At 70.8% G+C, this 22,172-nt stretch carries 30 protein-coding genes and 2 pseudogenes; 25 read left to right on the top strand and 7 right to left on the bottom strand.

Annotated features, from left to right (window positions below; genetic code table 11):
* The first annotated feature begins 15 nt into the window (after window positions 1-15).
* The 3 genes from OG329_RS15205 (at window position 16) to OG329_RS15195 (ending at window position 1,398) form a co-directional block, all read left to right on the top strand.
* On the top strand, window positions 16-585 hold the full coding sequence (locus OG329_RS15205) for an SUKH-4 family immunity protein (protein ID WP_405795643.1): 570 nt from the start codon (window positions 16-18) through the stop codon (window positions 583-585).
* On the top strand, window positions 543-890 hold the full coding sequence (locus OG329_RS15200; protein WP_405795642.1) for an alpha-glucosidase C-terminal domain-containing protein: 348 nt from the start codon (window positions 543-545) through the stop codon (window positions 888-890). Before OG329_RS15205 ends, OG329_RS15200 begins: the two co-directional genes overlap by 43 nt.
* 112 nt (window positions 891-1,002) lie before the next feature.
* The gene (locus OG329_RS15195; RefSeq protein WP_405795641.1) at window positions 1,003-1,398 is read left to right on the top strand and encodes a VOC family protein; all 396 of its coding nucleotides are present in this window, start codon (window positions 1,003-1,005) and stop codon (window positions 1,396-1,398) included.
* A 33-nt stretch (window positions 1,399-1,431) separates the two neighbouring features.
* On the opposite strand, the gene OG329_RS15190 is transcribed toward OG329_RS15195, so the two are convergent.
* Complete coding sequence (locus OG329_RS15190; RefSeq protein ID WP_405795640.1) at window positions 1,432-1,863, bottom strand: hypothetical protein; 432 nt, start codon at window positions 1,861-1,863, stop codon at window positions 1,432-1,434.
* A 169-nt stretch (window positions 1,864-2,032) separates the two neighbouring features.
* On the opposite strand from OG329_RS15190, the gene OG329_RS15185 reads away from it, so the two are divergent.
* A complete protein-coding gene (locus OG329_RS15185; RefSeq protein WP_405795639.1) occupies window positions 2,033-2,650 on the top strand; it encodes a TetR/AcrR family transcriptional regulator in 618 nt (205 codons plus the stop codon).
* On the opposite strand, the gene OG329_RS15180 is transcribed toward OG329_RS15185, so the two are convergent.
* A complete protein-coding gene (locus OG329_RS15180) occupies window positions 2,618-3,268 on the bottom strand; it encodes a hypothetical protein (protein ID WP_405795638.1) in 651 nt (216 codons plus the stop codon). The genes OG329_RS15185 and OG329_RS15180 overlap by 33 nt on opposite strands.
* Window positions 3,269-3,376: 108 nt before the next feature.
* On the opposite strand from OG329_RS15180, the gene OG329_RS15175 reads away from it, so the two are divergent.
* The 3 genes from OG329_RS15175 to OG329_RS15165 are packed head-to-tail and all read left to right on the top strand — an operon-like array spanning window position 3,377 to window position 4,622.
* On the top strand, window positions 3,377-4,204 hold the full coding sequence (locus tag OG329_RS15175) for a Scr1 family TA system antitoxin-like transcriptional regulator (protein WP_405795636.1): 828 nt from the start codon (window positions 3,377-3,379) through the stop codon (window positions 4,202-4,204).
* Window positions 4,201-4,416 carry a DUF397 domain-containing protein gene (locus OG329_RS15170; protein WP_405795635.1) on the top strand — a complete coding sequence of 72 codons (216 nt, stop codon included), beginning with the start codon at window positions 4,201-4,203 and terminating at the stop codon, window positions 4,414-4,416. The genes OG329_RS15175 and OG329_RS15170 overlap by 4 nt, the downstream gene beginning before the upstream one ends.
* Window positions 4,416-4,622, top strand: a complete 207-nt coding sequence (locus OG329_RS15165; RefSeq protein WP_405795634.1) for a DUF397 domain-containing protein — start codon at window positions 4,416-4,418, stop codon at window positions 4,620-4,622. Before OG329_RS15170 ends, OG329_RS15165 begins: the two co-directional genes overlap by 1 nt.
* Here OG329_RS15165 and OG329_RS15160 read toward each other — a convergent pair.
* Complete coding sequence (locus tag OG329_RS15160) at window positions 4,594-6,006, bottom strand: MFS transporter (RefSeq protein WP_405795633.1); 1,413 nt, start codon at window positions 6,004-6,006, stop codon at window positions 4,594-4,596. The two genes, OG329_RS15165 and OG329_RS15160, sit on opposite strands and share 29 nt — an antisense overlap.
* A gap of 94 nt (window positions 6,007-6,100) precedes the next feature.
* Between OG329_RS15160 and OG329_RS15155 the strand changes: the two genes are divergently transcribed.
* The 4 genes from OG329_RS15155 to OG329_RS15140 all read left to right on the top strand — a co-directional run bounded on the left by OG329_RS15155 (window position 6,101) and on the right by OG329_RS15140 (window position 9,726).
* Window positions 6,101-6,904 (top strand): AraC family transcriptional regulator, encoded by an 804-nt coding sequence (locus OG329_RS15155; protein WP_405795632.1) that lies wholly within the window; start codon window positions 6,101-6,103, stop codon window positions 6,902-6,904.
* Window positions 6,905-6,930: 26 nt separating this feature from the next.
* The gene (locus OG329_RS15150; protein WP_405795631.1) at window positions 6,931-7,494 is read left to right on the top strand and encodes a hypothetical protein; all 564 of its coding nucleotides are present in this window, start codon (window positions 6,931-6,933) and stop codon (window positions 7,492-7,494) included.
* A 109-nt stretch (window positions 7,495-7,603) separates the two neighbouring features.
* Window positions 7,604-8,194, top strand: a complete 591-nt coding sequence (locus tag OG329_RS15145) for an ATP-binding cassette domain-containing protein (RefSeq protein WP_405795630.1) — start codon at window positions 7,604-7,606, stop codon at window positions 8,192-8,194.
* A complete protein-coding gene (locus OG329_RS15140; protein WP_405795629.1) occupies window positions 8,191-9,726 on the top strand; it encodes a hypothetical protein in 1,536 nt (511 codons plus the stop codon). The genes OG329_RS15145 and OG329_RS15140 overlap by 4 nt, the downstream gene beginning before the upstream one ends.
* A 34-nt stretch (window positions 9,727-9,760) precedes the next feature.
* Here OG329_RS15140 and OG329_RS15135 read toward each other — a convergent pair whose 3' ends face one another.
* Window positions 9,761-10,669 carry an NAD(P)-dependent oxidoreductase gene (locus OG329_RS15135; RefSeq protein ID WP_405795628.1) on the bottom strand — a complete coding sequence of 303 codons (909 nt, stop codon included), beginning with the start codon at window positions 10,667-10,669 and terminating at the stop codon, window positions 9,761-9,763.
* Window positions 10,670-10,728: 59 nt separating this feature from the next.
* On the opposite strand from OG329_RS15135, the gene OG329_RS15130 reads away from it, so the two are divergent.
* The 5 genes from OG329_RS15130 to OG329_RS15110 all read left to right on the top strand — a co-directional run bounded on the left by OG329_RS15130 (window position 10,729) and on the right by OG329_RS15110 (window position 14,599).
* Complete coding sequence (locus OG329_RS15130) at window positions 10,729-11,172, top strand: MerR family transcriptional regulator (protein WP_405795627.1); 444 nt, start codon at window positions 10,729-10,731, stop codon at window positions 11,170-11,172.
* 128 nt (window positions 11,173-11,300) lie between these two features.
* Window positions 11,301-12,506: an alanine racemase gene (alr, locus tag OG329_RS15125; RefSeq protein WP_405795626.1), complete on the top strand. Its 1,206-nt coding sequence runs from the start codon at window positions 11,301-11,303 to the stop codon at window positions 12,504-12,506.
* Entirely contained in the window at window positions 12,503-13,732 is a 1,230-nt protein-coding gene (locus OG329_RS15120; RefSeq protein WP_405795625.1) for an alpha/beta fold hydrolase, read from the top strand. The genes alr and OG329_RS15120 overlap by 4 nt, the downstream gene beginning before the upstream one ends.
* The gene (tsaE, locus tag OG329_RS15115) at window positions 13,704-14,288 is read left to right on the top strand and encodes a tRNA (adenosine(37)-N6)-threonylcarbamoyltransferase complex ATPase subunit type 1 TsaE (RefSeq protein WP_405795624.1); all 585 of its coding nucleotides are present in this window, start codon (window positions 13,704-13,706) and stop codon (window positions 14,286-14,288) included. Before OG329_RS15120 ends, tsaE begins: the two co-directional genes overlap by 29 nt.
* 125 nt (window positions 14,289-14,413) lie before the next feature.
* Window positions 14,414-14,599: a hypothetical protein gene (locus OG329_RS15110; RefSeq protein ID WP_405795622.1), complete on the top strand. Its 186-nt coding sequence runs from the start codon at window positions 14,414-14,416 to the stop codon at window positions 14,597-14,599.
* A gap of 22 nt (window positions 14,600-14,621) precedes the next feature.
* On the opposite strand, the gene OG329_RS15105 is transcribed toward OG329_RS15110, so the two are convergent.
* A complete protein-coding gene (locus OG329_RS15105) occupies window positions 14,622-15,149 on the bottom strand; it encodes a hypothetical protein (protein WP_405801850.1) in 528 nt (175 codons plus the stop codon).
* 138 nt (window positions 15,150-15,287) lie between these two features.
* On the opposite strand from OG329_RS15105, the gene tsaB reads away from it, so the two are divergent.
* From tsaB to OG329_RS15085, 4 genes are read left to right on the top strand one after another with little or no spacing between them, the layout of a single operon-like run.
* Complete coding sequence (tsaB, locus tag OG329_RS15100; protein WP_405795621.1) at window positions 15,288-15,953, top strand: tRNA (adenosine(37)-N6)-threonylcarbamoyltransferase complex dimerization subunit type 1 TsaB; 666 nt, start codon at window positions 15,288-15,290, stop codon at window positions 15,951-15,953.
* Window positions 15,954-15,982: 29 nt separating this feature from the next.
* The gene (gene rimI, locus OG329_RS15095) at window positions 15,983-16,477 is read left to right on the top strand and encodes a ribosomal protein S18-alanine N-acetyltransferase (protein WP_405801849.1); all 495 of its coding nucleotides are present in this window, start codon (window positions 15,983-15,985) and stop codon (window positions 16,475-16,477) included.
* Window positions 16,470-17,570 (top strand): tRNA (adenosine(37)-N6)-threonylcarbamoyltransferase complex transferase subunit TsaD, encoded by a 1,101-nt coding sequence (gene tsaD, locus OG329_RS15090; RefSeq protein ID WP_405795619.1) that lies wholly within the window; start codon window positions 16,470-16,472, stop codon window positions 17,568-17,570. The genes rimI and tsaD overlap by 8 nt, the downstream gene beginning before the upstream one ends.
* Window positions 17,567-17,836 (top strand): hypothetical protein, encoded by a 270-nt coding sequence (locus OG329_RS15085; RefSeq protein WP_405795617.1) that lies wholly within the window; start codon window positions 17,567-17,569, stop codon window positions 17,834-17,836. The genes tsaD and OG329_RS15085 overlap by 4 nt, the downstream gene beginning before the upstream one ends.
* Window positions 17,837-17,848: 12 nt before the next feature.
* Here the strand turns inward: OG329_RS15085 and OG329_RS15080 are convergent, their stop codons facing one another.
* Window positions 17,849-18,058 (bottom strand): ATP-binding protein, encoded by a 210-nt coding sequence (locus tag OG329_RS15080; protein WP_405795616.1) that lies wholly within the window; start codon window positions 18,056-18,058, stop codon window positions 17,849-17,851.
* Between the two features lie 94 nt (window positions 18,059-18,152).
* Between OG329_RS15080 and OG329_RS15075 the strand changes: the two genes are divergently transcribed.
* From OG329_RS15075 to OG329_RS15055, 5 genes and pseudogenes are all read left to right on the top strand, one after another.
* A complete protein-coding gene (locus tag OG329_RS15075) occupies window positions 18,153-18,503 on the top strand; it encodes a YciI family protein (protein WP_405795614.1) in 351 nt (116 codons plus the stop codon).
* 72 nt (window positions 18,504-18,575) lie between these two features.
* A complete protein-coding gene (locus OG329_RS15070) occupies window positions 18,576-19,823 on the top strand; it encodes an RNA polymerase sigma factor (protein WP_405795612.1) in 1,248 nt (415 codons plus the stop codon).
* A gap of 22 nt (window positions 19,824-19,845) precedes the next feature.
* Window positions 19,846-20,532 carry a hypothetical protein gene (locus OG329_RS15065; protein ID WP_405795610.1) on the top strand — a complete coding sequence of 229 codons (687 nt, stop codon included), beginning with the start codon at window positions 19,846-19,848 and terminating at the stop codon, window positions 20,530-20,532.
* Between the two features lie 9 nt (window positions 20,533-20,541).
* The gene (locus tag OG329_RS15060) at window positions 20,542-21,189 is read left to right on the top strand and encodes a hypothetical protein (protein ID WP_405795609.1); all 648 of its coding nucleotides are present in this window, start codon (window positions 20,542-20,544) and stop codon (window positions 21,187-21,189) included.
* A gap of 153 nt (window positions 21,190-21,342) precedes the next feature.
* Window positions 21,343-21,699: pseudogene (locus OG329_RS15055) on the top strand (hypothetical protein); the annotation flags it as partial.
* A 211-nt stretch (window positions 21,700-21,910) separates the two neighbouring features.
* Here OG329_RS15055 and OG329_RS15050 read toward each other — a convergent pair.
* Window positions 21,911-22,129: pseudogene (locus OG329_RS15050) on the bottom strand (DUF6596 domain-containing protein); the annotation flags it as partial.
* Window positions 22,130-22,172 lie beyond the last annotated feature (43 nt).

The raw sequence follows: 22,172 nt of genomic DNA, 5'->3' as shown, positions 1-22,172 counted from the left end.
CGTAAAGGCGCCGGCATGGACTTCGCCGTGACACCGGACGAGGTACTTACAACGTTCGGCCTGTCGGGCGTTGTCCACTTCCCCCGCCACAACGCGGCGCACAACCATCTCGATGACCGAACGGCTCTCTTCCTGAGCAGTGTTGGGCTCCCGGACGCCGAATGGTTCATGTCCAGGGCCGGGCTCGGTGCCGACGACTCCATCAACCTCGCCGAGTGGTACGGCACCAGGGGAACGGTCCCCGAGGAGTGCCGCAACTGGCTTGTGCTCGGACTCTTCGCCGACACCACGCTCGCGCTCGCTCCGGACAGCGGGACCGTCTACTCGCTCGGCGACGGCGAAACACAGTTGGTGTACGCCCCGATCCACCGCGACGTCGAATCACTGGTCCACACGCTCACGAAGTTCGAGCGCCTGCGCCAGGAACTCGCGGACGACGCCGAGGACGCCGAGGACGCCGAAGATGTCGAGGCGCGCATGGACGCCTTGCGTGCCGAGATCACCGAGTTCGATCCGCTGCCCTTCGAAGATCACGAGTCGCAGTGGAACCTCGCCCTCGAAGAAGTCATCGACGGCATCTGGTAAGAACCCGGAACGGCACGAGACCGCCACCGGCGGCCGGCCGCACCCGCGTCCCGGCCGGTGACGACCCGAAGTGCTACGCCCTGCGCCGCACGAGCGAGGACGGCAAGCAGACGGCCCTGCGCGTCTACAACTTCGACAGCGGCGCCAAGAACGTGACCGTGGACCTCACAGGCACCGGGATCGACACGCGGCAGACCCCGAAGGACCTGTACGACGGCGGCAAGGGGCCCGCCATCAAGGGAACGAAGTACACCGTCAGCCTGCCGGCGTACGGATTCAAGATCCTCGAAGTGCGGGCCCGCTGATCCTCCGCGGGACGGACCACACTCGGTCCGGACGGGGCGGCGCGCCCGGCCGCCCGGCACCCGGCTGTCATACCGGATTTCGGTGAACGGCACGCGCCACTACTCTGGGCCGATGGCGTCGATCAAGCACTTCCAAGTCACCTTCGACTGCGCCGACCCCGCGCGCGTCGCTCGTTTCTGGGCGGAGGCGTTGGGGTACGTCGTATCGCCGCCGCCGCCCGACAACGAGAGCCCGGCGTTCGCCTCATGCGCCGATCCCGCAGGTGTTGGCCCGCGACTGTTCTTCCAGCGCGTCCCCGAAGGCAAGGTCGTCAAGAATCGGGTGCATCTCGACGTGCGGGTCGGCACCGGACTGGTGGGCGAGGAGCGGCTGGCCGCGCTTGAGGCCGAATGCGCGCGACTGGTCGAATTCGGCGCGGTACGCGGGCAACTGCTGCCTGCCGACGACGAGAACGAGTCGTGCCTCGGGATGCGGGACGTCGAGGGCAACGAGTTCTGTCTCGACTGAGCGGCAGCGACCTGCGGTCCTCCGTACCGGTCCCTACCTCTCGGATTTGTGGACGCGCGCTTCGGCGTCGTGCAGCAGGCCCGGGGCCAGGCGGCGGTGGACGGCTGACAGCGGGGGCCATATCGCCCGGCCGGGGCGGCGGGGGGTGTAGTGCAGGAAGGTGCCCAGCGAGACCTGGCCGTGGGGTGAGCGGACGACCAGGTCGCAGGCCAGGAACCAGGACGCCGCCTCAAGCCGGATCCAGTCCTCGCCGCGTGCGGCGATGCGCCAGCCCGCCACGGTGTCCGGTGAGCGGCCGGGGGCGAGGCGCAGGCCCAGCAGGCCGCGCCAGATGAACCGTTCGGCGGGGGTGGGGACGTCGCCGAACATGGCGCGGGCCCAGCGCTCCGGCGTGGCGACGGTGTCCGTCGTCAGGGTGAAGTGGTCGGCGTAGTGGTGTGCTGGGAGTGCGCTGAGGGCGCGCATGGGCGCAGAGATACGGTGCGCGCCCACCGTGCGCGTGATTCGCGGGTTCCGGCTTCCGGCGGAAGAGAGAGGCATGGCGTTCTCCGACTCGTTGTACGGTGGCGTATAGAACGACGATAGCCCCAGTTATACGCCGCCGTATAGTCGGTGCGAGTGAGGTGGGAATCCGGTGGGTGCGCCACGAACGCCGCGCGAGCGATGGATCGAGGAGGGGCTGGCGGTACTGGCCGACGCCGGCCCCGACGCCGTCCGCGTCGAAGTGCTCGCGAAGCGGCTCGGCGTCACGAAGGGCGGCTTCTACGGGTACTTCGCCGACCGGAACGCGCTGCTGGTGGCCATGCTCGACACCTGGGAGCGCGAGAGCACCGACGAGGTGATCGACCGGGTGGAGGAGGAGGGCGGGGACCCGAAGTCCAAGGCCCACCGTGCGGGCGCGCTCACCTTCTCCGACGACCGGCTCCTGCCCATCGACCTCGCGGTCCGCGCGTGGGCCCGGCACGACGAGACCGTCGCGGAACGCCTGCGCCGCGTCGACAACCGGCGGATGGAGCTGCTGCGCGAGACGATCGGCACCTTCTGCGCCGACGCCGAGGAGGTCGAGGCCCGCAGCCTGCTCGCGTTCTGCGCGGCGATCGGCGCGCATTTCCTGGCGGCCGACCACGGGGATTTCACCCGGTCTCAGGTGCTCGACCGGGCCGCCGACCTGCTTCTCGACCGGCCGCGTACGCCGCGAACGCCGCGAACGCCGCGCGTGCTACGGGAGGTTGACGACGGTGACGTGTCGTAACTCGCGGTGGAGGCGGGAGGCGAGCAGGCCGGGGTGGCGGGGTTTGTTGTACGGGCAGAGCGCGTCCTCGTCGGAGGCGAGCCAGCCGTGTTCGGTGAGGCGGTAGAGGGTGCCGGAGACTCCGTAGAGGTGGGGTTTTCGTACGCGGAGTAGGGCGTGTTCGGTGCGGCGCAGGAACGGGCATTGGCGCAGGGACAGTTGGACGTGCTCTGCGCAGAGCGGTGGCATGGCGGTGATGGATTTCTCGGGCCAGGTGGGGGGTGAGTCCTCGCGCCGCCAGTCGATGAACAGCCAGCCGTCCTTGTCGCGGCCGGCGGGCTGCGCGCAGATTTGGCACAACATCCGTTCCATGCAGGTGCGTTGGCGGGCGGGGTGCATGGAGTCGTAGAGGATCCGGCCGGGTGGTTCGGTGGGTTGCTCCATGCGGATCCACAGGTTGCCGTAGCTGTCACGGTCCTCCGGGCGGGGGTGCTTGTACGCGAGCCGGGGACCCTTCGCGGTGAACTCGACGCTCAACTCGGCCTTGCGCGGCCCCGCGTCGGTGCTACGCGCGGCGACGTAGGGGGTGGCGAGCGGTCGGCGAAGTGTGGGTGTTCGGGGGGTGTTCTGGCCGGGCACGGGCCGTTCCTCTCCGTAGTGGTTCCACTACCAAGGCGGCTCATCGTGACCTAGAGTTGGGGGACCATTCAACCTCTCGGACATGGACGAAAGATCGGTGACAACCCGTTGAATCGCAGGGAGTTGAACCCCGACAGCTCTCCGCAAGCCGCCTTCGGGGCGCGTGTGCGCAAGTTACGCGAAGATCGCGGCTGGACGCAGGAGGAGTTGGCGCACCGGATGGGGTATTCCAGTACGCATATGTCATCCGTCGAAACTGGTCGGAAGCTTCCAACCTTGCGCCTCGCGCGTAGTGCGGACCTCGCTTTCGGCACCGGAGACATGTTCGAGCGCGAATGGCGCGAAATGCGGCACGGTTCGCTGCTGGAGGGCTTCCCGGAGTACGTCGGTTATGAGGGCCGCGCGGTAGAGCTCCGGTTGTACGAGATCGGGATCATCCCCGGCCTGTTGCAGACACCGGAGTACGCAAGGGTGTTGGCGGACAGCGCCGTCAAGCGGCAAGCGATCACGCCCGAACAAGCAGAGGAGCGAGTCTCGTTCCTGGCGGAACGGCAGGCGGCGTTGGAGCGGACCCGTCCACCCATGGTGTTTGTGACCATGGATGAAAGCTGCATCCGTCGGCCTGTTGGCGGGACCTCCGTCATGGCGGCCCAGTTGGCTCGTCTGGTTGAGTTCGCTGAGTTGCCGAACACGCTGCTACAGGTGGCGCCGTACGAAATAGGCGAACGACGCACATTCGATCTGCCCGTCAACCTGTTGACGTTGCCCGACCGGTCCGTGATCTTCTACGCGGAGTCTCAGGCCCAGGGGCATCTGGACCGCGAAAGTGTGTCCGTGATTCCGATGCTGACGGCCTACCATCAACTACAGGGTGAAGCGCTGTCGCAAGCAGCGTCCGTAGACATGATCAACCAGTTGCGAAAGGGCATGCAGTGACGACCACGACCGAGTCCCCCCGTTGGTTCACGTCCTCCTACAGCAACAACGGCGGCAACTGCGTCGAGGTCGCCGCCAACCTCGCCGCGACGCGCGGCATCGTTCCTGTCCGTGATTCCAAGGTCCCGAGCGGTCCGGTTCTGGGCTTCCGCGTCGGCTCGTTCGCTTCGTTCGTGGCGGGCGTCAAGGCAGGGGAGTTGGGCACCCGGTGATGACCGAGACCGCCTGCTGGTTCACGTCCTCGTACAGCTCCAACGGCGGCGCCTGCGTCGAGGTCGCCGCCAACCTCGCCGTCACGCGTGGCATCGTCCCCGTCCGTGACTCCAAGAACCCGCGCGGCCCGGTCCTCGGCTTCCCCACCGCCTCCTTCGCCTCCTTCCTCGTGGGCGTCAAGGCCGGGGAGTTCTGCTCCCTCTGAGCAGGCCGGTCAGGGCGGCGCCAACGACGAGCAGTGCGGCGGCCACGGTGAGGCCCAGGGCGAAGCCCTCCGTCGGGTCGGACAGGGCTTCGCTGCGGCGTGCCGCCAGGGTGACCAGTACCGCCAACCCCACCGCGCCGCCCACCTGTTGGACCGAGGTGAGGACGGCCGAGCCGAGGCCGGCGTTCTCCTCGGTCGTCCCGGTGACCGCCGCGACCGTCAGGACCGGCAGGCTCAGGCCGCAGCCGAGGCTTGTGATCAGCATGCCCGGCAGCACACCGGACAGGTAGCTGTCGCCCGGTGCCAGGCCGGACAGCAACAGCAGGCCGGCCGCGCTGATCAGGAAGGAGACGACCAGGGTCCGGCGCATCCCGAACCTGGTCACCGCGCGGGAGGCCAGCCACATGCCCGCGAGGATTCCGGCGCCGTACGGCAGGTAGGCGACTCCCGCCGTGAGCGGGCCGTAACCGAGCACGGTTTGCAGGTGGATCATCAGCAGGAAGGCCATCGCGTAGAACGCGGCGGAGAACAGCAGCGTCGCGCCGTTGGCGACCGCGCGGGTCCGGTCGGCCAGGAACGACAGCGGCAGCAGTGGCTCGCGCGTGCGTGACTCGACCACGACGAACGCCACCGACAGTACGACGCCGAGCAGCAGCGGCCCGACAACGGCCACATCTCCCCAACTCGCCTCCCCGGCCTGGAGCAGACCGTGTACCAGCGCCAGGACGGCGCCCGTGCCCAGTACGCCACCGGGTATGTCCAGGCGTGCCCGGCGGGTGGCCCGGCTCTCGGCGACCAGGCGCGGGAGCAGGACGAGAGCCAGGGCGGCCACCGGCAGGTTGATCAGGAAGATCCAGCGCCACGAGGTGAGTCCGGTCAGCGCACCGGAGATCACCAGGCCCATCGTGCCGCCCAGTCCGGCGATGCCGCCCCAGATGCTGAGTGCCTTGGTGCGCTCCTGCGTACCGGGGTACAGGAGTGTGATCAGCGACAGCGCCGCCGGGCTCGCCATGGCCGCGCCCGCGCCCTGGACGAAGCGACCGGCCACGAGTTGCCAGGGCTCCTGGGCGATCCCGCAGACGAGGCTCGCGGCGCCGAACAGTGCCACGCCGCCGAGGAAGACGCGGCGGCGGCCCAGCAGGTCGGCCGCCCGGCCGGACAGCAGCAACAGCCCGCCGAAGGCGAGGAAGTACGCGTTGACGACCCAGGCCAAACCCGCCGCGCCGAAGCCGAGTTCGTCCCGGACGGTCGGGAGCGCGACGCTCACCACGGTGTCGTCCAGGACAAGCATGAACTGCACCAGGCACAGCACTATCAGCGCCGGTCGGCGGCGACCGGCGCCGACGGTTCTGCGGTAGCGCTCGTGGCGCGGAGTGATCGGCATGCCCTGACGCTATGAACCCCGCCCCGCTGGCCACAATCCGCTATGGGGCCATGGCATATCGCGTTGAGGACATGCGCCGTCTACGCTGGAGCGCATGAACGAGGCCGTCGCATGCGCCGCCCCCACCGGCGTGGGCGCGATCGTCGTGGGCAACTTCCCCCTGGCGGCGGGGGAGTGGATTCCCCCGCACAGCCATCCGCAGCACCAGTTGGCCTGGACGCGACGCGGTGTGCTCGGCGTCGCCGTGGACGACACGTACTGGATCCTGCCGCCCACCCGCGCGCTGTGGCTGCCCGCAGGGGTCGTGCACCGGACCGGTGCGACCCGCGACGCCGTACTGCAAAGCCTCTACCTCGAACCGGACCGGTGCGCTCTGGACTGGAAAGAGCCCACGCCGGTCGGCGTCGACGGGCTGCTGGCCCACCTGATCGACCACCTCAGCCGACAGGAACTCGCCGACGACGCGCGACTGCGGGCGGAGGCCGTCGTACTGGATCTGCTGCACCCCCTGCCGACCCTGCCCATCGATGTGCCGCACCCCGTCGACGAACGCGTCCGCGCCGTCGCCGACGCGCTGCTCGCCGATCCTGCGGACTCGCGGAGCCTCGACGCGCACGCACGGGCCGTCGGAGTGAGCCGGCGCACCCTGACCCGGCTGTTCGTCCACGACACGGGCATGAGCTTCGACCGCTGGCGCTCCCATGTGCGGCTGCGCGCCGCCCTGCCGCTCCTCGCCGAGGGCCGGCCCGTCTCCCGGGTCGCGCACACCGTGGGGTACGCGACACCGAGCGCGTTTCTCGCGGCGTTCCGCCGAACCGTCGGCACCTCGCCGGGGCAGTACCTCAACGGCGGCGCCGTATCCGATACATCCGATACATCGGGTACGCGAGCACGCTGAGAACCGGCCCTGACAGACTGCACCGCATGGAAGAGATACGTCTGCCGCACTCAGGCTGGGGCAAGGGCACGGTTCCGGTCAGCCATGCTCCGGACCATGGGGTCACGGTGGTGGAGATCAAGGGCGGGGTCCTCTCCCCCTGCTACGTCTACGGACTGATCGACACTCCCGACCGACTCGAACAGGGGGACATGCTCGTGACCACCAACTTCGGCGGTCACCGCGCACGGGGCGTCGTGCCCAGGGAGTACACGCATCTCAGTGTGAAAGGGGGCATGAGTACGAACCTCCCCCGCTGGAGAGTCGGATTCCGCACCGCCGACTCACTGTCCGAGCTGGTGGAGAGTGCCGAGGGCCGCCATCCGGACGTCGTCCCGTACAACGGCGCGCGCACCACGGTGCGGCTTGAGGTGGGCAACGGACACGCGGACATCACACACCGGCCGCTCAACGGCGGCGGAGAGACGCTGCTCCACCTGGGGCAGGGGCCTTTCCGCGGCACCATCGAGCTGCCGGGTCCCGGTCTGATCGACGTGGACTGCCTGGTCCGCTGGTCAATCACCGTGCCTGGTGGGCCCACACCGATGTGATCCCGATCGGCGGTCGTGGGCCGCCGCTGGTCCTGAAAGCGTCAACACCCCTGACGGAGTGGAGAAGTTGGCCGGAGTTCCGGTAATCGCGGCAGCCGGTGCGACGGTCATGCTGGGGGAGACCACGCTGCTCGCGCCCACCACATTCGCGGTGCTGCCGGGCGAGTTGTGGTGTGTCACCGGTGGCAACGGCTCGGGCAAGACCACCCTCCTGCGTGCCTTCCTGGGCAGCCGGAGTCTGACGGCGGGATCGTGTTCGGTACGGGGTGAACCCGCCGATCTGGCGAAGCCCGCGCACCGGCGGGTCATGGCCTCGCTGGTCGAACCGGTGCCCGTCGCCCGTGACATGACGCTGCGCGAGCAGGTGACACTGGTCGCCGCGTCCTGGTACGGCAACACCCCCGACACCGCCGGACGCGCCGACGAGATCATCGAGCGGCTGGGACTGTCCGCGCTGGGCGAGCGGTTTCCGCACCAGATCTCGTCCGGGCAGTTCCAACTCTTCAACCTCGCGCTGACTCTCGTCCGTCCCGCCGAGGTTGTCCTGCTCGACGAGCCCGAGCGCCATCTCGACCGCGACCGGGTCGAGTTGGTGGCTGAACTGCTCAACGAGCGGGCGCAGAACGGCACGGCCCTCCTCGTCGCCACTCACGAGCCCGCTCTCGTGAAGGGGTGCGACGGCCGAGTGGATCTGGGATGACGGCGCAGGGCGCCGCGGCCCCCAGAGCCCGCGTTCACGCCGTACGGCACCGGTACGCCCGTCGCGGCGGCCGCGCCACCGTGCGGGGACGCGCGTACACCGCCTATCTCGTCGCGCTGTTCGGCGTCTTCTATCTGGTGCCGGTCTTCCACGCCGCGAGTACGTCGCCGGGGCTCGTGTCCGTGAGGTCCGACGCCGGGGCGATGACGGCCGTGGCCTGCGCGCTCGCGGTGGGGGTGTGCTGGGGTGCCCAACTCCTCGGCCGGGCATGGGGACCGCTGGTGATCCAGTCCTTCCTGCTGCACGTGTTGACGTCCACGGACATATCGCCGACGTACTACCTGGGCTCGATCGCCCGGCGCCGACTCGCGTACGCGGGAGCGGCCACGCTGCTGACGGCGTGCACGGCGGGCTATCTCGCGACCGACCTGTTCGACCGCCCCGACACCGCGCTGCCGGGTCTCGTGGTCGCGACGGGGGTAAGTGCCGTCGCCGCCGTGGCCTGGCTGTGGGGTCAGGTCCGGTCGGTGCCCGCCAATCTCGTACTCGCCGCCGCAGTGGGTGCGGTGGCACTCGCCGTGACAGTCCCCGACGTCCAGGGCGGCGCCGCACTGTGGCTGCTCGCCGCCGTGCTGATGGTCACCGCCGTGGCCCTCGGGCGGGCGGCCTTCCGCTCGATCCGTACGGTCGAACTCGCCCGCCTCGCACGGGAGTCGGCCCGCGCCTCCCAGGCCCAGGCGTACGCGTGGACGGGCACGCTCCACCACGCGCTCGACCTCTACCGGCCGGAGCCGCGCGGGCTCACCTCGGCTCTGATCCGCCCGGACGGACGGCTGCGCGGGTATCTGGCTCAGGGCGCGGTCCGCGCGCTGCGCACGCCCGGTCGCGCGAGCGCCGCCGTGCTGTTCCTGCTGATCGGCGGTGCGGCGCTCACGCTCGGCGCGGCCGGCCCGGACTCCGGCCCGGCCGCGCTGCCGTGGGTGGCCGGATCGGTCTGCGTATACCTCGGCTCCGGGTGGGTCGGCGAGACCTGGCGCGGTCTGCGCGACGAGTTGACCCTCGCCCCGTTGTTCGGCGAGCGGTGGGGCGGGACGCTCGCCCGCGCGCTGGTGTGGCCCGCCGTCGCCGTGACGGCCGGCGCGTGCCTGGGCGGCGGCGCCCTCGCGCTCACGAGCCCGTGGGCACCGCAGGACGCGCGCCCGGCCGACACGGCCCTCCTCGTCGCCGGGTCGTTGGCGCTCGTACTCGGTGCCAGATTCATGCGCGAGATGAAGCTTCATCTGCCCCTCGAACTCCTCCTCCCGATCATCACGCCGTTCGGCGATCTATCCGGACTGCGCGTCGTGGCATGGCAGTTCGACGGACTCGTCGTCGTGGTGGTCGGCATCGCCGTGTTGAACGCCGTCCCGTCCGCGCCCGCCGCCACCGCACTCGCGATCGGCCTGGCCGCGTGCTGTGTCTGGGTGGGCCTGCGCCGGACCGGATGGGCGCACCGGGGTCTGCTCTCCCGCCTTTGTCCCAGGGCCAGTTGAAGCAATGTGGCCGCGTGTGGCGCCTGGAATGGGGTCACGAAGCCTGTGTCGCTTTTTTGAAGACTTCGAACACGGCCAGGTAGTTCTTGCCGCTGTATCCCTCGGCGATCGCCTGCTCGGCGATCGTCTTCATCAGCCGCGGCTGGTCGGAGTGAATGCCCTGCTCCACAGAGGTGCGGGTGATGTGCTCAAGCGCGTTGAGATTCATCTCCATGGTGCCCAGGTCACCCGGGTAGTTGCCTTTGTCCAGGTCGGGAGCCTGCTCGGTGAGGGTTGAGTCCACGACGGTGGGCATGAACCAGTTGAGTGCGAGATCGGCGAACGTGACCGCCGATACGTTCGCCGACCCGACCAGCGCCGTGGCGTGCAGAAAGCCGTTCATGGTCGCGTACATCATCTCGAGCAGTGCCGCGTTGTACAGCACCGCCAGGCCGGGGTCGGAGCCGAGGTACCGGGGGTCGCCCAGACTCGCCAGCGTCGCCCGGTGCTTGTCGAAGACGTCCTGTGACCCGCTGTAGAGGAAGACGGAGTCGGGGTGCCCGACGAGTGGCGGCGGCACCATGATCGCGCCGTCCAGATAGTCGGCGCCTCGCTCGGTTGCCCAACTGACCGCGGCGTGCGCCTCCTTAGGAGTACCGGAGTTGAGATTTACCAGTACGCGCCCCTCCAAGGCGTCACCGGCGGAGTCGAGAACCGCGTACGCGGTGTCGTAGTCCTTGAGACACACGACCGTGACAGGGCTCGCGGACACCGCCTCGGCGACGGTCCCCGCGCGGTGGGCGCCCTTGGTGACGAGGCTGTTGGCGTTCTCCGGGGTGCGATTCCAGACGGTCGTGGGGTGGCCGTGTGCCAGAAGCGTCTCGGCCAGGGCGAGGCCCATAGGGCCGAGGCCGATGACGGTAACGGGTACGTGCTTTGGGCTTGCTGATCGCAGGTTCGTCATGCGGAATAGACTGCTGTCTCACATCGGTGTGAGAGTCAACTGAACGTGGTGGTAGTCACATGCGCATGGGGGAGTTCTCCCGACGGACCGGGGTCAGCCAACGCCTGCTGCGCTACTACGAGGAGCAGAGGCTGCTCAACCCATCGCGGCGGCCCAGCGGATATCGCGAGTTCACGGAAGAGGACATAGCCACCGTCCGGGGCATCCGCATGCTGCTCGGCGCCGGTCTCAACACCGCCACGATCGCCGAACTGATGCCCTGCATGGTCGACGACGGGCAGACCCTGGCGCCGGCCTGTTCCGGCATGCTGCCCGACCTGAACCGGGAACGTGAGCGCATCAACGAGGCCGTGGCCGGCCTGCTGGCCGCACGGGACACGCTGGACGGCCTCATCGCCGCTACGGCGCCGACCGGAGGCGACGATCCGGAAGCCTGCTACGCGGCCGGTTCCGCGAGGCGGCCCGGCGACGCCGCCGCGTCACCGCCCGTCGTACACGTCTGAATACACGTCTGACCGGCGTCGCTGGGGAGGCGGGACGTCTCAAACACGGACTAGACGCACTGGCACGGGTCACGGCGCCGAACCGCTGGTGCGGGGGGTCGGCGGGAGGCTCTGAGAGACTGTCGGGGATGACCGGAACCGTACCCACCTCGCCCCTTCGCGCCCGCGCCGAGATCGATCTCGGGGCGCTCCGTGGCAACGTCCGCGCCCTGCGCGCGCGGCTCGCGCCCGGTGCCGCACTCATGGCCGTCGTGAAGTCCGACGCGTACGGGCACGGCGCCCTGCCCTGCGCGCGTGCCGCGCTCGACGCCGGGGCGGCGTGGCTCGGGACCGCGACGCCGCACGAGGCGCTGGCGCTGCGCGCCGCAGGCGTGACGGCGCCGATCCTGTGCTGGCTGTGGACCCCCGGCGACCCCTGGCGCGCGGGCATCGAGGCCGGCCTCGACATGTCCGTCAGCGGCATGTGGGCGCTGCGCGAGGTGACCGAGGCCGCGCGGGAGGCCGGGCGGCCCGCGCGGATTCAGCTCAAGGCCGACACCGGGCTCGGCCGTAACGGCTGCCAGCCCGCCGACTGGCCCGAACTGGTCGCCGCCGCCCGCGCCGCCGAGGTCGCGGGCACCGTACGCGTCACCGGCCTGTGGTCGCACTTCGCCTGCGCGGACGAGCCCGGCCACTCGTCGATCGACGCGCAACTCGACCTGTTCCACGAGTTGGTCGCGTACGCCGAGAAGGCGGGCATCGAGCCCGAGGTCCGGCACATCGCGAACTCCGCCGCCGCCCTCACCCTCCCCGACTCGCACTTCGACCTCGTACGGACCGGCATCGCGCTCTACGGCATCTCGCCCGGCCCCGAGCTGGGCACCTCGCGGGAGTTGGGGCTGCGGCCCGTGATGACGCTCGCCGCGTCCGTCGCGCTGGTGAAGCGGGTGCCCGAGGGGCACGGCGTCAGTTACGGCCACCGCTACCACACCCCCGCCGAGACGACCCTCGGCCTGATCCCCCTCGGGTACGCGGACGGCATCCCGCGCCACGCGTCCGGCCGGGGCCCCGTGCTCGTCGGCGGGGCGGTGCGGCGGGTGGCGGGGCGGGTCGCGATGGATCAGTTCGTCGTGGACCTCGGGGCGGGCGGGGCGGGCGGGGACGCGGAAGTTGTCCAGGAGGGCGCGCCCGCCGTCCTGTTCGGGCCCGGCGACGACGGCGAGCCGACCGCCGCCGACTGGGCGGAGGCGGCCGACACCATCACGTACGAGATCGTGACCCGTATCGGCGCCCGCGTTCCGCGCGTGTACGTGAACGGGCCCGACGACCGACGAGAAGCGGGGGCGGGACGTTGAGCGAGAACAACACCGCGAAGGACGTGGCGTCGGCCGCCGTCAACGCCGGCGGCAACTGGCGCGTCGCCGGTATCGCCGGGACGGCCATAGGTGTGCTCGCCGCCGGTGCCGCCGCGGGCGTGGCCATCGAGCGGCTGACCGTCGGGCGCGGCATGCGAAAGAAGGCCCGGCTCGCGCTCGACTCGGCGGGGCCGTACGGCGCCCTGCGCGGCACCCCCGGCACGGCCGTCGCCGACGACGGCACCGAGCTGTACTTCGAGGTGGACGACGTCGACCCGGAGACCGGCGCGGGCACCCCGCGCCGCCGCCGTCTCTTCGGCCGCAAGGCCCCGGCGCCCGTCACCGTCGTCTTCAGCCATGGCTACTGCCTCAACCAGGACTCCTGGCACTTCCAGCGCGCCGCGCTGCGCGGGCTGGTGCGCACCGTCTTCTGGGACCAGCGCAGCCACGGCCGCTCCGGCCGGGGCGCCGCGCAGCAGGGGCCGGACGGCGTGCCCGTCTCGATCGCACAGCTCGGCCGGGACCTCAGGGCGGTCATCGAGGAGGCCGCGCCCGAGGGGCCGCTCGTGCTCGTCGGGCACTCCATGGGCGGGATGACGATGATGGCCCTGGCGGGCCACTGCCCCGAGCTGGTACGGGCACGGGTCGTCGGCGCCGCGTTCGTCGGGTCCTCCAGCGGCAAGCTCGGCGAGGTCAGCTTCGGGCTGCCGGTGGTGGGCGTGAACGCCGTACGCCGCGTACTGCCCGGCGTACTGAAAGCGCTCGGCTCGCAGACCGAGCTGGTCGAACGGGGGCGGCGGGCCACCGCCGATCTCTTCGCCGGGCTGATCAAGCGCTACTCGTTCAGCTCGAAGGACGTGGACCCGGCCGTCGCGCGGTTCGCCGAGCGGCTGATCGAGGGGACGCCGATCGATGTGGTGGCGGAGTTCTACCCGGCGTTCACCGAGCACGACGAGTCGGCCGCGCTGCCGGTCTTCATGGAGATCCCGGTGCTGGTGCTGGCCGGGGACCGCGATCTCGTCACCCCCAGCTCGCACAGCGAGGCCATCGCGGACCTGCTGCCGGACTCCGAGCTGGTGATCGTGCCGGACGCGGGCCATCTGGTGATGCTGGAGCATCCGGAGGCGGTCACCGACCGGCTCGCCGACCTGCTGGTACGGGTGGGTGCCGTCCCGGCAGCCACTAACGTGGGTACGTATGGAAGCACCGCACAGCCCGGCAGTTGAGAGCACCACTGAGAGCACCGCTCTGAGCACGGCTCGGAGCGCCGCCCGTATCACCGCCCGTATCACCGTCGACTCACCCGAACGAATGAGCGAGCTGGGCCGGAAGCTCGCCGCTCTGCTGCGCCCCGGCGATCTGGTGATGCTCACCGGCGAACTCGGCGCCGGGAAGACGACGCTGACCCGTGGGCTGGGCGCCGGGCTCGGCGTGCGCGGTGCGGTCACGTCCCCGACCTTCGTCATCGCGCGCGTGCACCCCTCCCTGACCTCGGGGCCGCCGCTCGTGCACGTGGACGCGTACCGGCTCGGCGGCGGGCTGGACGAGATGGAGGATCTGGACCTCGACGTGTCGCTGCCGGAATCGGTGGTGGTCGTGGAGTGGGGCGACGGGAAGGTCGAGGAGCTGTCCGACGACCGGCTGCATGTGGTGATCGACCGTGTCGTCGGGAACGTGGGGGACATGGACCCGCTCGCCGAAGGGGACGACCGGCGCGAGGTCACGCTCACGGGCATCGGCGGGCGCTGGTCGGGCGTCGACCTGGGGTCGCTCGCCCGCTGATCCGTGCTTTCCGACAAGACGTCGGTAAACTCTTGCGTGTGCCGTGCGGCGCGTGGTCACATGGTAAACGAGATTTGGTTAGGTCTACCTAACCAAGCTTGCCCCCGGAGCCTCAGGAGGCATCCATGCCGGCAACACAGAGCACCGACGAGCGACCGCCGGAGCCGACGATCCCGTCTTCCGATCGCTCTCACGATCCGTCGTCCGTGCCCATGAGCGATCTGCTGGCATCGTGCGCGGCGGCCAGTGCCGTATCGACCCCGCCGACCGAGCCCGCCATTGACGACGCGGACGACGAAGCCGCCGCTTAGCGACTACGGCAGGACTACGGGACTACGGGACGACGACGACCTTCGAGCCGATCGTCGCGAACTTCCACATCGCGTCGCCGTCCTCCGACGTCATCCTGACGCCGCCCGTCTTCAGCTTCGGGTCCGGCCTCGCCATCGTCCCGTCGACCGCCGAGCTGAACCCGATCGCGACCTGGCCCACACTCGCGAACCGCACCACGTGCTCGATGTCCACACCGTCCGACCCGGTGACCTTCCCGGACCGCGACGTCACCTGATACGTCCCGGGCTGCGGGCTCACCGTGCTCGGCATGACCTCGAAGGTCTTCGGCTGCTGCCCCACCTCACCCACCAGCCACACCCGCCTGTCGTCCAGCGCGTAGACGACGCGGACACCGGCGCCCGACTTCGCGGGCACCGCGTGCACGTCCTTCGTCTTCTCGGGCGCGGGAGCGGCGGAGGCCGAGGAACCGGGCTTCTTGGGCGAGGCGAACTGGTCGGGCACATTCGCCGACGCCTGGTACGCGAGGAAACCGACGGCGGCCACGGCCAGCGCGGTGAGCCCGGCCACGAATCCCGAGCTGCTCCTGGACACCTTGATCCACCTCTCGTACGTACGTCTGCCCGGTGACGGTAGCAGCAGGCGGGAGAGGGGACTGGGCGCCGTGCCCGGCTCCGGACCCCCTCGGGGGAGCCGTAGGCTGTTCGCGTGCTTCTGCTCGCCGTTGACACCGCCACGCCCGCCGTCACCGTCGCCCTCCACGACGGTGTCTCCGTCCTCGCCGCCGAGAGCCAGGTCGACGCGCGCCGGCACGGCGAACTGCTGCTGCCCGCCGTCGACCGCGTGCTCGCCGAGGCATCTCTCGCCCTGAGTGCCGTGACGGACCTGGTCGTCGGCGTGGGGCCGGGGCCGTACACCGGACTGCGCGTCGGCCTCGTCACGGCCGCCGCCTTCGGGTCGACCCTCGGGGTGCCGGTGCACGGGCTGTGCACGCTGGACGGGCTCGCGTACGCCGCCGGGCTCGACGAGCCGTTCGTGGTGGCGACGGACGCGCGCCGTAAGGAGGTCTACTGGGCGCGGTACGCGGACTCCCGTACGCGGCTGACCGAGCCCGCCGTCGACCGGCCCGCCGACATCGCGGCCGAGCTGGCCGGACTGCCGGTCGTCGGGGCGGGCGGGGTGCTCTACCCGGACGCGTTCGGCGACGTCCGTGCCCCCGAGCACCAGTCGGCCGCCGCGCTCGCGTCCCTGGCCGCCGAACGGCTCGCGGCGGGTGACGGCGACGGCGGCGGGTTCCTGCCGGCGCTGCCGCTGTATCTGCGGCGGCCCGACGCACAGGTGCCCAAGAACTACAAGGTGGTCACACCGAAGTGACCGACGCGAAGGAGCCCACGCTGCGCGAGATGCGCTGGTGGGACATCGAGCCCGTGCTCGCCCTGGAGTACGAGCTGTTCCCCGAGGACGCCTGGTCGCCCGGCATGTTCTGGTCCGAGCTGGCCCACGCGCGCGGCCCGGCCGCCACCCGCCGCTATGTCGTCGCCGAGACCCCCGACGGCCGTATCGTCGGATACGCCGGGCTCGCCGCCGCCGGTGGCCTCGGCGACGTACAGACCATCGCCGCCGCCCGCGACCAGTGGGGCACCGGGCTCGGCTCGCGCCTGCTCACCGATCTTCTCCAGCACGCCACCGCCTTCGAGTGCGAAGAGGTGCTGCTCGAAGTACGGGTGGACAACCCCCGCGCGCAGAAGCTGTACGAGCGCTTCGGCTTCGAGCGGATCGGCTTCCGGCGGGGCTACTACCAGCCGGGCAATGTCGACGCGCTCGTCATGCGCCTGTCCCTGCTGGACGAGCACCGCCCGCACAGAGAAGGAAGAGAAGGAACTGAGAGCAATGGCTGACGAACCCCTCGTCCTCGGTATCGAGACCTCGTGCGACGAGACGGGTGTGGGCATCGTCCGGGGTACGACCCTGCTCGCCGACGCCATCGCCTCCAGCGTGGACGAGCACGCCCGCTTCGGCGGCGTCGTCCCCGAGGTCGCCTCCCGCGCGCACCTGGAGGCGATGGTGCCGACCGTGGAGCGCGCGCTGAAGGAGGCGGGGGTCAGCGCCCGTGACCTCGACGGGATCGCGGTCACGGCCGGTCCCGGTCTGGCCGGCGCGCTGCTGGTGGGGGTGTCGGCGGCGAAGGCGTACGCGTACGCGCTGGGCAAGCCGCTCTACGGCGTGAACCATCTCGCCTCGCACATCTGCGTCGACCAACTGGAGCACGGGCCGCTGCCCGAGCCGACGATGGCGCTGCTGGTCAGCGGCGGGCACTCGTCGCTGCTGCTCGCGCCGGACATCACCGCCGACGTACGCCCGATGGGCGCGACCATCGACGACGCGGCGGGCGAGGCGTTCGACAAGATCGCGCGCGTGCTCCAACTCGGCTTCCCCGGCGGCCCGGTGATCGACCGGCTCGCGCGCGAGGGCGACCCCGCGTCGATCGCCTTCCCGCGCGGACTGACCGGTCCGCGCGACGCGCCGTACGACTTCTCCTTCTCCGGGCTCAAGACGTCCGTCGCGCGCTGGATCGAGGCGAAGCGCGCGGCAGGGGAGGACGTGCCCGTACGGGATGTGGCCGCGTCCTTCCAGGAAGCGGTGGTGGACGTGCTGACGCGCAAGGCGGTGCGCGCCTGCAAGGACCAGGGCGTGGACCATCTGATGATCGGCGGCGGCGTCGCCGCCAACTCCCGGCTGCGCGCGCTGGCCGCCGAGCGGTGCGAGCGGGCGGGGATCCGGCTGCGGGTGCCCCGGCCCGGTCTGTGCACGGACAACGGCGCGATGGTGGCGGCGCTCGGCGCGGAGATGGTGGCGCGGAACAGGCCCGCTTCGGACTGGGACCTGTCGGCGGACTCCTCGCTGCCGGTGACCGAGACGCACGTACCGGGGCATCACCATCACGGTCATGACCATGTGCACGAGGTCAGCAAGGACAACTTGTACTCATGACGGTCGCGTTGATGTGGGAGGCGAAGGCGGCGGCGGGCCAGGGCGCCGAACTGCTGGCGTGGGTACGGTCGCAGGCTCTCGGCCCGGCTACGGCCCCGGCCCCGGCCCCGTTGCGCCGCGAGACGCTGACCGCGCCCGGTGGGCGGGTGCTGGTGATGACCTGGTGGGACGCTCCGTACGACGCGGAACTGCCCGAAATCCCGGAGCCGGACGGCGAGTTGGTGGCGCGGGCGGTGCACCGCTGGCGCTTCGAGACGGCGGACTGAGGTCGGCCCGCGTTACGGGAAGCGGACGATGGCGAGGCCGAGGCCGAGGCCGAGCCCATGACCCGTGGTGCCGGTGCGGTCCTGCCCGAGCCGGCGGAACGGCTTGAAGAGGCTCGGGACCCGGTCGGCGGGGACCGGGGGACCGGTGCCGGTCACGGTGAGCGTGCGCTCTTCGAGCCGTACGAGGACCTGGCCGCCGGGGTGGTTGTACTGAACTTCCAAGAAAGATCCCGGCGTGTGTCGATCCCGGCGCCGCCCGTTCGACGCAAGGGTGAGAGGCCGGGAACAGCCGGCCACACCACACCGAGGAGTCACCATGCCGCGCTTTCTGACCACCATCCACCTGGACGAGAACAACGTTCCCGGCGGCCCCAGCGCCGAACTGATGGAGCGGATGGGCGCTCTCATCGAGGAGATGAACAAGGCGGGGGTGTTGCTGGAGACCAACGGACTCACGCCGTCCGCGCAGGGCACCCGTGTCCTGTGGTCCGGCGGGAAGATCTCCGTCACCGACGGGCCCTTCACCGAGTCCAAGGAGGTCATCGGCGGATACTCGATCATCCAGACCAAGGACCAGGCGGAGGCCGTCGAGTGGACCAAGCGGTTCCTCCAGATCCACGAGGACGCGTGGACGATCTCGATGCAGGTACGCCAGATCGCCGAGTAGCCGACACATGGAGTAACCGCCCGCCGCTGCCGCGTTTGCCGTCCGCCCACCCCGGTGCTCTGATGGGTGGCCGTGAGGGCAGAAGACACGGTCGAAGCGGTGTTCCGGATCGAGCAGGCGAGGATCATCGCCGCCGTCGCGCGCGTCGTGCGGGATGTCGGCATCGCCGAGGAGCTGGCGCAGGACGCCCTGGTCGCCGCGTTGGAACAGTGGCCTGAGTCGGGCGTCCCGGACAATCCGGGAGCCTGGCTCATGGTCACGGCCAAGCACCGCGCCATCGATCTCGTACGCCGCCGGGAGACGTACGCGCGCAAGCTCGCCGAGGTCGGCCGCACCCTCGAGGCCACGGCCACGACGCCGCCACCGCCCGAGCCCGCCGACCCCGACGACATCGACGACGACCTGCTGCGGCTCGTCTTCGTCGCCTGCCACCCCGTGCTGTCCACCGAGGCGCGCGTCGCGCTCACGCTGCGGCTGCTCGGCGGACTCACCACCGACGAGATCGCGCGCGCCTTTCTGGTGCCCGAGGCGACCGTCGCGCAGCGCATCGTGCGCGCCAAGCGCGCGCTCGCCAAGGCGGGCGTGCCCTTCGAGGTGCCGTACGGCGCGGAGCGCGAGGCGCGTCTCGCCTCCGTGCTGGAGGTGATCTACCTCGTCTTCAACGAGGGCTACTCGGCGACCGCCGGGGACGACCTGGTGCGCCCCGGCCTCTGCGAGGACGCCCTGCGGCTCGCGCGCGTCCTGAGCGGGCTGATGCCCAAGGAGCCCGAAGTGCACGCCCTGGCGGCCCTGTTGGAGCTTCAGGCGTCCCGTACGGCCACCCGTACCGACCCCGACGGCGCGCCCGTCCTGCTCGCCGACCAGAACCGCTCCCGCTGGGACCGGCTGCTGATCCGCCGGGGCGTCGACGCGCTGACCCGGGCGAGCGCGCTGGGCGGCACCCCCGGCCCGTACGCCCTCCAGGCCGCGATCGCCGTGTGCCACGCGCGGGCGGTGACCTACGAGGACACGGACTGGGCCACGATCGCCGCGCTGTACGGGCGCCTTGCCGCGCTCACCCCCTCGCCGGTCGTGGAGCTGAACCGCGCGGTCGCCGTCTCGATGGCGGACGGGCCCGAGGCGGGCCTGGCGCTGGTCGACGCGCTGGCGGCGGAGCCCGCGCTCAGGGGCTACCACCTGCTGCCGAGCGTGCGCGGGGATCTGCTGGCCAGGCTGGGGCGTACGCGGGAGGCACGGGCCGAGTTCGTACGGGCGGCCGGACTGACCCGCAACGAACGGGAACGCGCGCTGCTTCAGGAGCGGGCGGCCAGGACCCGGTGAGCCGGCAGGGATAATCTCGCCCATGTCTCGCCGTGCCGCCTCGCTGCCGCCGCCTCCGCCGCCCGTACACATACGCACCTGGCCCGACGACACGGCCATGCTCACCGACCGCGCCGGCGTCCTCGGCTGGCTCGTGGGGCGCAGCATGGGGCCCGCGCGGCTCACGCAGTACGTCCTGCTCGTCGTCGGCGTGCAGTTCGGCTGGCTGATGGCGGGCGGGGCGCTGCGGGCGCTGGCGGACGAGGGGACCGCCGATCCGTTGGCCCTGCCCCTGATCGCGCTGCTCGCGGCGTTCGGCCTCGGCGCCATGACCGCCTGCGGGATCGTCCTCGGGCTGCTGCTGCGCCGGGACGGCGCGATGCGCCGGCTGATCCACCAGTGGGCGGCGCTGGCGAGCGACCCGGTGCGCGACGCGCGGCTGCGGCTGCCGGTCGTGAGCCTGTGCTGGCTGCTCGTCTCGTTCCTCGCCGGGGCGTTCGGGCTGTGGCTGGCGCTGGAGACACCCGCGAGCGCGCGCCGGGGCGAGGACACGTACGCGGACGTCACGTACTTCATGGGTGCGGGCACCCTCTTCTGGATCGCCGGACTGATCGGCGCCACGAAGGCGGTCGCGCACTACCGCTGGGCGGTCCGGCTGACCACGGCGAAGACCACGGCCTCGGCCCCCGCCCGGACCGCCGGTACGCCGGGCGGTGATCGCGGGCGGTAGCCTCCCAAGATGTCTCGTCGTAGCCCGTTGCCGCCCCCTCCGCCGCCCGAACACGTACGGGCCTGGCCGGACCGTCGGGCGCTGCTCGCCGACCGGGCACGTGCGATCGGTGAGCTGCGGCGGCGGGGACTGGCCGTCGCACCGCTGCTGCTGCTCTGGGCGTACGGGCTGGTCGCGGCGTTGGGGTGGGCCTTCTGCAGCCTGGGGCTGGGCAGCTTCGAGGAACGGGGCGCTGGCTATGTCACCGGGGTGGTCGAACTGACGCTCGGGCTGATCTTCCTTGTGCCCGCCGTGATCGGTATCGGGTTCGGTGTCGCGAAGGACCGCACCGTACGCGGCAGGCTCGACGCCTGGGCCGCGCTGGGGCCGGACCCCGAGAACGACCACCGGCTTCGGGCCGGCGCCCGGAGCGCCGTTTGGCTGGGACTGTCCGGCGTGCTGTGTGTGATCGGGTTCGCACTGGCCGTGACCGGCGTCGCCCAGCCGTCATCCCCGGGCGTCGGTGAGACGGCGTATCTCGTCGGGACCGGTGTGATAGCGCTGGTCATCGGCGCACTCGGCGTGCTCCGGGCGGTGGGCCACCAGCGCTGGGCCGGGCGCGTACTGAGCCCCGTACCCCCGCGAGAAGGCGACGGAGGCGGCGGCGGCCACCGCTGAAACCGTGAAAATCGCGCATTACGGATGCAGGAGTGACGCCTGTTGTCCGGATGTGTCCCGAAGTCGCCCCTCGGTCCCTGAGGCCGTTCCTACGCCGACCGTTCTATCCTGGGGGAGACGCGTGCGCCATTTCATTGGGTAAAGGGGCGGCGGATGAACTGGCTGTGGTGGATATTCGTCTTCTTCATGGTCGGTGGCTTTAGCTGGGTCGCCGATACGAGCCGGAGCGCCCTGCGCACCCGGCACGAGCGAAGAGTGGAGCGTCTCAAGCTCGTCGAGGGCGGCCGGCTCGCCCTGGAGGAGGCCCACAAGCCGCCGGAGCCCGTCTGCGGGTGCACGCACCATCTCGCCAAGCACGACAAGCAGGGCAAGTGCCACGAGAACGTGGAAGTGGCGACGGCGTGGGACGAGAACAAGAAGCCGAAGCGGTACGAGCTGGCGCAGTGCAACTGCCAGCAGTACGTCGGGCCGCAGCCGCTCTCGCAGATCTACGCGGACGACATCACGGACCTGGACGAGGCGATCCTGGACGCCCAGCTCAAGGCCACCGAGCCGAAAACGCCGCAAGCACCGCAAGCACCGCAAGCACCGCAAGCACCGCAAGCACCCAAGGGCCTGGACTTCACGAAGGACGGGGACTGACCGGCGGCCCGTCCATGGTGGTACCAAGATTGAGTACGACTCCGCCTGACGCGGCCTCCAGGCGTGGCGCGGCGATGTCGGCGGGGATCCGTGCGGCCTGGAGTTCCAACAGGGCTGCCAGGGCGTGCGCTTCGGGCTCCTTGGGCATCAGCCCGCTCAGGACGCGCGCGAGCCGCAGGGCGTCCTCGCAGAGGCCGGGGCGCACCAGGTCGTCCCCGGCGGTCGCCGAGTAGCCCTCGTTGAAGACGAGGTAGATCACCTCCAGCACGGAGGCGAGACGTGCCTCGCGCTCCGCGCCGCAGGAAGACGGACCAGCCGGCGCGCGGGGAGCGAGGCCCGCA

The organism is Streptomyces sp. NBC_01506, assembly GCF_045040295.1.
Classification (GTDB): domain Bacteria; phylum Actinomycetota; class Actinomycetes; order Streptomycetales; family Streptomycetaceae; genus Streptomyces.
The sequence above is the reverse complement of the archived record's forward strand: the minus strand, read 5'-3'. Positions and strand labels throughout refer to the sequence as shown.